The sequence below is a fragment of the uncultured Gimesia sp. genome, assembly GCF_937910335.1.
Lineage (GTDB): Bacteria > Planctomycetota > Planctomycetia > Planctomycetales > Planctomycetaceae > Gimesia.
The window spans coordinates 1-10,495 of record NZ_CALEMX010000424.1; the positions used below are offsets into that span (position 1 = coordinate 1).

General features: G+C 45.7%; 5 protein-coding genes. 3 read left to right on the top strand and 2 right to left on the bottom strand.

All coding sequences use genetic code 11. From position 1 onward, the window contains the following. Together Q0668_RS16710 and Q0668_RS16715 are read left to right on the top strand one after the other, a co-directional pair. Nucleotides 1–895: zinc-binding dehydrogenase (locus Q0668_RS16710; RefSeq protein ID WP_298866683.1), on the top strand; the 895-nt coding region annotated here is incomplete at its 5' end. A 67-nt stretch (nucleotides 896–962) separates the two neighbouring features. Beyond that, entirely contained in the window at nucleotides 963–2,318 is a 1,356-nt protein-coding gene (locus tag Q0668_RS16715; RefSeq protein WP_298866684.1) for an arylsulfatase, read from the top strand. Nucleotides 2,319–2,366: 48 nt separating this feature from the next. On the opposite strand, the gene Q0668_RS16720 is transcribed toward Q0668_RS16715, so the two are convergent. Then, nucleotides 2,367–3,875 (bottom strand): DUF1501 domain-containing protein, encoded by a 1,509-nt coding sequence (locus Q0668_RS16720; RefSeq protein WP_298866685.1) that lies wholly within the window; start codon nucleotides 3,873–3,875, stop codon nucleotides 2,367–2,369. 63 nt (nucleotides 3,876–3,938) lie between these two features. Then, nucleotides 3,939–6,422: a PSD1 and planctomycete cytochrome C domain-containing protein gene (locus Q0668_RS16725; protein ID WP_298866686.1), complete on the bottom strand. Its 2,484-nt coding sequence runs from the start codon at nucleotides 6,420–6,422 to the stop codon at nucleotides 3,939–3,941. Nucleotides 6,423–6,720: 298 nt separating this feature from the next. Between Q0668_RS16725 and Q0668_RS16730 the strand changes: the two genes are divergently transcribed. After that, the coding region (locus Q0668_RS16730; protein WP_298866687.1) for a PQQ-binding-like beta-propeller repeat protein at nucleotides 6,721–10,495 on the top strand (3,775 nt) is incomplete at its 3' end.

The following is a 10,495-nucleotide window of genomic DNA, read 5'->3' on the forward strand; positions in this document are numbered from 1 at the left end:
CTGTCACGGAGAAATCATCTTTCAGCCTGAAACGACCTGCTTGTGTGGATCGGATTTACCCTATTTTACGGGAAGTGATGAATGGGAAATCGAAATAGGCCATTCATTGCATGAAATGATCGGAACCGTGACGGCAACAAATGGTCAGCGCTGGAAAGCCGGGGACCGTATCCTTGCCGTTCCGGTGATGCAACAAGGACTTTGTGAACGATTTCTGCTGGATGAAACGCGATCCATACCCATTGCCACCAATATCCCGGAAGAGCATGCATTGATGGCCCAGCCACTAGGTACGGCACTATTTGCCCTCAAAAAACTTCCGAATCTATTAGACAAAACTGTCGCTGTGGTCGGGCAGGGACCCATGGGACAACTAATGAATGCCGCCTTGAGTAATATGGGTGCGCGTGAGATTATCGGCATCGACCTGTTGGAATCCCGCTTAGCAGTCAGTCCCCACATGGGGGCCACCGCCACCATCTGTAATCAGAATACAGAGCCAGTCACAGCACTGCGCGAACGATTGAAGGGCGAGTTACCTGATATTGTCATCGAAGCGGTCGGCCATGCAGATCAACAGTTCAATCTATGCGTTGATCTCTGCAGGGAAAATGGACGCATTCTTGTGTTTGGCGTCCCTCCTGAAACCATCGATCAAGTCCGCTGGCGAGATCTACTCTTCAAAAACATTACTGTCCACACCAGTATTAATCCGGATTTTAAACGAGATTTCCCTCTGGCAATGCAGTGGCTCTCTGAAGGCCGAATTGATGTGACCCCGATTATCACACACCGCTTTCCACTGGCAGACATTCAGCAGGCATTTGATCTGTTCAAAGAACGAAAAGAGGGGGTCATCAAAGTCATTGTTGAATTCCCCGCACTGAATCGCTGATCATAGCATCAAGTTGGCTCAATCATCTAATAAGTCACTCTTTCTGAAACCAGGACAAAGGTCACGCATGATTTTTTCTATTCGCCATCTGCACCCTCTGATCTCTTTCTCTGTCTGCTTGTTCCTTAGTGTCTTCATAACGAACTCGATCCAGGGAGCAGAGCCTCCCAATATTATTTATGTGATGGCTGATGACCTGGGATATGGTGATCTGGGTTGTTTTGGACAAAAAGTGATCAAAACTCCCAATATCGATCAATTGGCCAAAGCAGGCATGCGATTCACAAATCACTACTCCGGCCATACGGTTTGTCGTCCTTCTCGACTGGTATTGTTAACAGGTATGCATACCGGACACACTCCCATCAGTCAGAATGAACAATATTATTTTCCCGAAGGTGCCACCACAGTCACTACACTTTTAAAAAACTCGGGCTACGCAACAGGCGGCGTCGGAAAATGGGCACTCGGACCGCCGGAATCTACGGGAGTTCCGAGCAAACAGGGATTTGACTTCTGGTTTGGATATCTTGATCAAGGAAACGCTCATAATTTTTATCCGGAATTTCTCTGGAGTAATGAACAGGAAATTTCCCTACCGGGAAATAAAGTAGGCCAACAGAAAAGAGTCTCCATCGAACGAGAGACCTATTCGCACGATCTTTTAACTCAGGAAGCATTCAACTTCATTAAACGAAATGCAAAGAACCGCTTTTTTCTGCAAGCACATTACACGATTCCTCATGCGAATAATGAAGGAGGTCGTGCCACCGGTGATGGCATGGAAGTTCCCGAATACGGCGAATATGCCGAGCGCGAATGGCCTGCTCCCGAAAAAGGGTTCGCCGCTATGATTTCTCGCCTTGACCGCGACCTGGGAACGCTGGTCGATCTTCTCAAAGAACTGAATCTGGAAAAGAATACAGTTATCTTTTTCACATCCGATAATGGACCTCACCAGGAAGGCATGCATCAGGTTGATTTTTTCAACTCCAATGGAGCGTTGCGAGGTTATAAACGGGACTTGTACGAAGGAGGCATTCGGGTTCCCTTGATTGTGAAGTGGCCGGGTAAAGTACAGGCTGCTACGACCTCAGATCACATCAGTGCCTTCTGGGATTTTCTGCCAACCGCCTGTGATCTGGCCGGAATTAAGCCACCTCAAAACATCGACGGAATCTCATATTTACCTGCGATGCTTGGTAAATCTCAACCCGCGCACGACTCCCTGTTTTGGAAATACCGGGGAAAGCTAGCTCTCAGGACGGGTAAATGGAAAGCTGTTCAAATCGGACCACAAAAAACACTCGAGCTCTATAACCTCGATACTGATATCGGAGAACAGCACAATATTGCAACGAAACACCCCAAGATTGTGGAGCAGATGCAACAAAAAATACAGAACAGCCAGTCATCGCCCTGAGTTCATAAAGCCAAGCAAGAATCGATTCGCTGATACAAACATTGAATGCTAGATAATTTCATGAATCGGCTCAGTATGCTCGACACCGACAAGTTTTTGATTGAGTCCACCATAAAAGTAAGCTAAACGGTTAGGGTCCATTCCCATCTGATTGAGTATCGTCGCGTGTAATCGTTTTACATGGAACGGTTTCTCGACAGCTGCCGCACCAAGTTCATCCGTGGCACCAACTGAAGTCCCCCCTTGAATCCCACCACCGGCAGTCCACATGGTGAAGCCATACGAATTGTGATCACGCCCCGTTCCTTTCGCATATTCTGCAGTGGGCTGTCGTCCAAACTCACCCCCCCAGACAATCATCGTTTCATCAAATAATCCCCTCGCTTTTAAATCTTTTATCAAAGCAGCAATCGGTTGATCCGTATTTCCTGCATGAAAACTATGGTTTTTGTGCAAATCGCCGTGTGCATCCCAATTGGTATCATTATGGTTTCCACCAGAATACAATTGTATAAAACGAACACCTCTCTCAACGAGCCTTCGCGCTAAAAGGCAGCGTCTGCCAAAATCAGCCGTCCTGGGATTGTTGAGTCCATACAATTCCTGAGTCTGTTTGGTCTCGGTAGCAATGTCTGCCGCTTCGGGAGCATGCTTTTGCATCTTGAAAGCTAATTCATAACTGGCTATGCGGGCTGCCAACTCAGAATTGCCGGCACGCGAAGCCTGGTGCTTTTGATTGGCCGCTTTTAATTCATCCAGCAATTCGCGTTGAACGACTTTGCTCATACCCTCCGGTCGACGTAAGTCAATCAGAGGTGCCCCCTGAGAACGCATTGTAGTACCTTGATAAGTCGCTGGCATAAAACCACTCGACCAGTTTTTGGCCCCGCTAATCGGGCCACCTGTTGGATCGAGCATCACTACATAACCCGGAAGATTTTCGTTTTCCGTTCCCAGGCCGTAATTCAGCCACGAACCTAAGCTGGGAAAACCGCTCAGTATTCTACCCGAATTCATCATCAGCATCGCCGATCCATGAATAGGAGAATCGGCGGTCATTGATTTTATAAAGGCAATATCATCAGCACAGGTAGCCAAATTTGGAAACAAATCGGAAATCCATTGACCCGATTCACCATACTGTTTGAACTTCCATTTCGGACCAACAACACGTCCTTCATTTTTTTCACCCCCGCGCCCCTTGGTTTTCACAGTGATTGTCTTGCCATCCAGCCCGTAAAGTTTCGGTTTGTAATCAAAAGTATCAACATGGCTGGGTCCACCATACATAAACAAAAAAATGACGCTTTTTGCCTTGGGTTTAAAATGAGGATCTTTGGGTGCCAGGGGGTTCTGAAATTTGCTGGAACCATCTGCGGCAACGACTTGGGAATTGAGAAATCCGTCCGCTGACATCATGCCCGTTAACGCCACCGAAGCAAATCCACCACCGGCTTCCCACAAAAACTCCCGACGTGTGCGACGGCAGAATTGCGCATGCCCCGCTGATTGGTTGCCCTGGTTGACTTGAGGGTTTGATGGTTGCTCTAAAGCCATATCCGGTCCTTTTGAAGCTCCAAGACTAATAATACAAATAAAGACACTATCAAATAAATTGTTCTAATCCAGATACACAAACTCGTTTCGATTCAGAATGGTTAAACAGAAGTAGTTCAGTGCCTGTTTTTCTTTTAGAGAATGCTTTTTGATCAATTTCTCTATGAATCGAACTCCAGTATCAACTTCGCCCTTTAATGGTTTTCGCCCATATGCAAGACGAATCGCGCGTTCGACAAAGAGGGCATGTTTCTTATCTACTTCTTCAATAATACGATCAGCTAAATATTCTGCCTGTAAATTCACAAAGCTTCCATTAATCATTCCCAACGCTTGCGCTGGCTGTGTTGTCACAAATCGCACTGCACAACTACTGTCGGTATCAGCAAAGTCAAAATTAAAGAGCAGGGGTGTTATTAAAGAACGTTTGACGAAAACATAGATACTCCGTCTTGCTCTTTCTTCCTCTGAAGAATTCAGCCAGCCCTCGCCTGGTCTGGATTGTCCCTGTAGCACTTCTTTTGATATCTGAGGATAAATCCCAGGGCCGTACATTTTGAGATTCAAACGACCATTGACCGCCAGCAGGGAATCACGCACTTCTTCAGCACTAAGACGCCTCATATGGAAACGCCAGAACAGATCATTGGCAGGATCAATGGCAGCAGCTTGATCCGAAAACTTTGCGGACATCTGATAAGTATTTGACATCATAATCAGTTTATGAAAGGACTTGAATTTCTGCCCGCTCTTCACAAATTCCAATGCCAGCCAGTCCAGTAATTCTGGGTGTGTCGGCGGCACGCCTAACTGTCCAAAATTATTGGGAGATTGAACAATTCCTCGACCGAAGTGATGCTGCCAGATCCGGTTCACGATCACGCGTGAGGTCAGTAAATTGTCTCCGTCGGCGATCCACTCTGCCAGAACCCGTCGGCGACCTGAAGTCTGTTGCTCTTTGCGAGTAGCTGGAATCAGTGCTTCTGTCTTTCCAAAAATTTCTGGAAAACCAGGTTGTACCTTCTCTCCCCGCACATTGGGATTGCCCCTTAACAGCACAAATGTTTCACGCGGTTCTTTGAGACTTCGTCGGACACTGAGCGCCATTTTTCGTGGAGGCGCTTTCTTTCTTTGCGCTTCCTGTTGATGCATTTCATGCTGCAGCGCCTGATAGACTTTATATTGATCCGGCTCCAGGTACTGCTTCAATTTTTCTTTAAGTAATTTATCGCGTTGGCGAGTTTCAGAACGTCTTTGATCGACACCCGACATTTTTTTGATTGCCATCTGTTCCATCTGATGCATTTTTTTCTTCGCATTATTTTTTTGTGCATCGATCCTGGCATGCATCGCCGAAACTTCAGGAGATGTGATATCTGTCTGATTGTAGGAAAGTTGATCTGAGCGAATTCCATAAGAATTCATACCATGAAAAAACGCGAGAAAACGGTAATAATCCTCATGGGGGATCGGATCAATTTTATGCTCATGGCAGCGAGCACAATTCAACGTCAGTCCTAAAAAGACTTGACTCGTTGTGGATAAAATATCATCCAGTTCATTATAGTAGCTCAGTAACGGGTCGGCGGGTTCATCATCCCAGAGACCAAGCCGATAATAACCCGTGGCGATGATTGTTTCATTCGTCACCTGATCCAGTTCATCCCCCGCCAGTTGTTCCTTGATGAATTGGCTGTAAGGCTTATCTTGATTGAATGAGCTGATGACATAATCTCGAAAACGCCAGGCGTTCGGTTTAATACCATCCCGTTCAAAACTGTTTGTATCAGCATAACGCACAAGGTCCAGCCAGTGACGAGCCCAACGCTCACCGTAGCGGGGTGATGCCAATAGTCGATCGACCAGTTTTTCATAAGCATCGGGAGAACGATCATTAATAAAATGATCTACTTCTTCAGGAGTAGGAGGCAATCCTGTCAAATTAAAGTAAGCTCGACGAATCAATGCCCCACGATTCGCGCGCGGAGCAGGGGATAGACCCTTCGACTCTAACTTGGCGAGAATAAAAGCGTCAATCGGATTCTTCACCCACTGAGTCTGTTTCGGAATTGGTGGCGTTTTTTGCTGAAGCGGTAGAAAGGCCCAGTGTTTTTTCCACTCTGCGCCCTGCTTGATCCAATTTTTGATCAGGTCAATCTGCTCCTGCTTCAGACGGTCTCCTTCCGGCGGCATCTGTTCACTCTCATCTTTGGAAATGAGCCGTCTTATGATTTCACTCTTTTCCGGATGCTGGGGAACAACAGCCGTGGCTTCCGATTCCAACTGCTTGAATGCCAGCTCACTCTGGTCCAGACGTAAGCCCCCCTCCTGAACATCAGGCCCATGACAAGAGTAACAATGCTTTGCCAGTAAAGGTTGAATCTGCTGTGTGAAATCAACCACGGGCTTTGTATTCTGCTGAACAGGCACCCTGTTATTTTCTGCCAAACCTACAGAAGCCAGTTCCAGTCCAGGGAAGAGGATCATTCCCCCCAAAAGCAGTTTTATCAATCCCGTTCTAATTCCGAAATGATTTGTGCGTAACATACGTGAATTTTCTCTCCCAACGGTGGAGTCTTCCGTGATTCATTCATGGCGTGATCATATAATGGAGATCAATTATCTCTATTGTCGAATACTTCTGTTATGAATGTCAATTCAACAATTAAGAACCCTAAGTTATTTCCTATACTTGACCTTGCGATCATCAATTCCTGGAAACAGATTGATGGTTCCAAAGTAGTCTGTCTGTGAATCGACTGATTATGCTATAATAATTAGTGCCTGTAAGTACAGACGCGCTTATCGACTGGCAGTAGTTTATCATCTGAGGAGAATTCATAGGATGAATCGATTGCTTCCTCCTTTCTCAGGACGAATTGACTTGAGTAATATGCATGCCAGAATTCTTTTATGTATAGGTATATTATTTATAAGCCCTTGTGCTTATCTACTGTCAGATGATCAGGGCCAATTGAATGACGCCCATCAACAATTGGCATTGCTCGATCCACCAGCCAACAAAGAAGTTCCCGACCAGTCAGAACCGGAAAATGATCATTCTGACGAGCGGGAAGCGCTCATTCACCGGATTTATCGAAACCGAAGCCTGCGAATTCAACTGGAACGTGCTGAGCAAAAATTCCGTAATCAAGAATTTACGGAAGGAGCTTTGCAGCTGGAAAAACTCCTGGATCATCAGGAAGACTATTTCTTATGGCCCGATGATCAGGCCCATCCTTCAAATTTTCGACAGCGAACGCGTAAACTGTTTTCATCCGCTTCGCCTCGTACACTCGCAAGTTATGAAAGAATTTCCGGTCCACAGGCAAACTGGCTTCTGGAACTTGCCAGAGAGAATAATGATCTCCGAATGTACGAACATCTGGCATTACGATTTTTCCCGCTACGTTCCGGTTTTGAGGCTTTGAATTATTTAGCCGACCATTATATGGAGCAAGGTAATTTCGAATTCGCAGCCCGATACTGGGATCTTTTGCTGGATAGTCGAATCCATAAGTCGAGGATGAAACCCGTCCACTTTCTGAAAGCAGCCGTTGCCTACCAACAATCGAACCAACGAGAAAAAGTCTCAAAAATCCTGACATCGCATGGAAAAATATCAGTTACTCTTTCCGGAGCGAAAATGAGGCTCGCACAAGCCATTCAGACATTGGATACCTCATTGCAGCAGATTCCGCTTCAGCAGAATCCAGGTTGGCTGCTTTCACAGGGAAACGCGCAGCGAAACCAGTCAACGAATGCCAGCCTGCCATATCTGAAGCCCCGCTGGAGTCATCCTATTGCCCGGACAAAACATTCCGATCCACTGGGCGCACTCAAAAGCTGGGAAAGCAAACAAAATAATGAGAATCTCTCAACAGCAGTTGCAAACATCCCGATTGCCGTTGGCAATCAAGTCATTTACCGTGACTTCGAAGGAATCAGAGCAGTTGAAATTGATTCCGGTAAAACTTCCTGGCTCTTCAAAAGTAAAGGTAGCCTCAATAGTTTGATTGAAGGTGTTGCTAATCAAATCCGTTCTCACGCAACGTATTCGCAAAACCTGCCACTGGATAAATTCTACAATTATGGTTCTATCTACGGCTCACTTACCAGTAATGGACAGCATGTCTTTGCCATCGATTATCTCCCGGATTTAACGCCACAAACACCTCAACAACTTAATCTGGGTCTGCGTCGAAATACGACTCACTACCCGCTTGTTTCCCGAAGAGGGAATCGGCTGATTGCTCTACCGGTCCAACAATTCAAGGACCAATCAATTAACAGCAATTTAAGCAATGATTCCCTCGAGTCTCATAAAGAGTTCTCGCTCAAAGCAGAGCCTGTCTGGAATATTGATGGTTATTATTTTCTAGGAGCGCCTCTACCTGTTGGTAACCTGATCTATGCGGTTGCCGAACATGATAGTCAAATTTCGCTGATATGCATCAACCCACAAAATGGCAACATCCACTGGAAACAGGGGATTGCTTATGTCAACCAGCCCATTCGCTCGGATCGAAACCGCTCTTATCGGCAATGTCCGCTTGCCAGCAGCCAGGGAATCATTGTCTGCACAACACAAATTGACACACTGGTTGCAGTGGATGCTACAAATGGTGACTTGCTCTGGAATTATTATTACGGCGAAGGAAACAGCTATCGCAGGATTTCACAAAAACGGTATTACAGACCTGTTTCCTTTGGACATCCTGGTTTAACCAGCACACCTGTCATTGATCAACAGCGCATATACTATCTGCCCAGCGGATCTCCTTATATTCACTGTATCGATTTGAACTCCGGTCTTCCTCTCTGGAATGAAGTACCTCGAGAGGACGGAGAATACATCGCTGCGGTGGTTGACGAGACGGTTCTGGTAGTTGGCTCTGATTACTGTCGTGGTCGTCATATTCAAGATGGCAGGGAGCTATGGCATCTGCATGTGGGACCTGCCTCAGGTAAGGGTTTTCTGTCTAACGAAAATTATCTGCTGCCAATTAATGCGGGAAGCGTACTCAGTATTCACATTCCAACAGGATCAGAATCCGGGTTTAATCTCAGCAATGCGACACAAATTTCAGAGATTTTGAACCGTGAATTTAAACAAAAACTAGAGCAGGGGGCGGAATATGTATTTCAAACCATCTCTGAAGATCATCAGAACTCAAAAAAAACCGTTTCTCAACATCATTGGTCTCCAGGAAATATTATCTCACATCAAGGACAAATTATTTCTCTGGGGCTCTGGCAGATTGATTCTTTTGCACAAGCTGAAGTAATGTTGACCAGTTTGTCACAAGATCGAAACCCGTCCTTAAACTCTGCTGAAAAACAGAGCAACCAATTACTCAAAGCCGAACTGGAACTCGCACTTGGTAATCTTGAAAGTGCACAACTCAAACTGGAATCATTACTGTCGGCGAAAATATCAACCTCGGTTAAAAATCGCTCAGAGTCATTATTACGTGAATTGCTCTATGCTGAATTAAACAAGCCAAACCAAGACGAACCTCCCCTCTTTGCAAAACTAGAAGTTCTCGCCACAACTCCCCTGGAACGTGGCCGTTTCTTGTCTCGAAAGTCAAAATTTCTGCTGCAGCAGAAAGATTACAGGGGATTAATTGAGATTGCAGAAGAATTTAAAAAAATAGAAATCAACCAGCCATTGGCAATAGCAGGCGATGCCCACCATCTGGTAACGGTAAACAGTCTCATCGCCGGACTGATGGAAAAAGTCACCAGCAAGGCTGATCGCGATGCACAAGAAACAGTCAATTCCATTATTTCAAGCGATCAGCAGGCTGCTCTCAAAGAAGGCACCGTGATTGCCTTACAATCATTCCTGGATACCTATGGCAGTTGGAGTCAAGCAGTAGAAGTCCGCAGTACTCTGGCTGAAAAGTTGATCCAACAGGGACAGAACCAAAAGGCCGAGTTTTTATTATTGGAAAACCGTTTCCATCCTGACAGGAACATAGCTGCCCCCGCAACCCGACAGTTACTCGAACTATGGGAGGCGACAGGCTTGCCACATGAGGCTGCTTCTCTGTTAAGAGAAATCCAGGAAAAATTCGCGGATATCTCAGTCGATTCCAATCGAACGGGAGTGCAATATGTCAATCAGTTTGATCGCGCGTCCCAAACCTGGACCGTATTTCAATCAATGCAACCCCTTAAACAAGCCGTTTCACATGTTTCGATCAAGCAAAGCGACCGGGGTGCTCCCACGCCTGATATCAAAAAAACCTATAAAAACTACGAACGAAAATTTCTACCACCACCAGATATTTCTCAGCTCCTGTTGAAATCAGGGGAGATTCTCAATGTCATCAATAAACATGTAGGACAAAATATTGGAAAAATTGAAGTTTCCGATCGAATTTCTTACCCCTATCATTCAAAGAATACACGAGTAGGACATTTCATTCCCCTAGGCAGTAGTCGCAAAATCCATGGTGTCTCGTTACTGCAATTGCAGGATCAAATTTCAAAACCACTCTGGACGGTAGAATTTGACGATTTAAATAATTCGCAATCACTCTTTTACGTCGGGCCTTCAGGTCCGCGTGTCTGTATCTTCCAATGGGATAACCGATTATTCGGTTTGGATC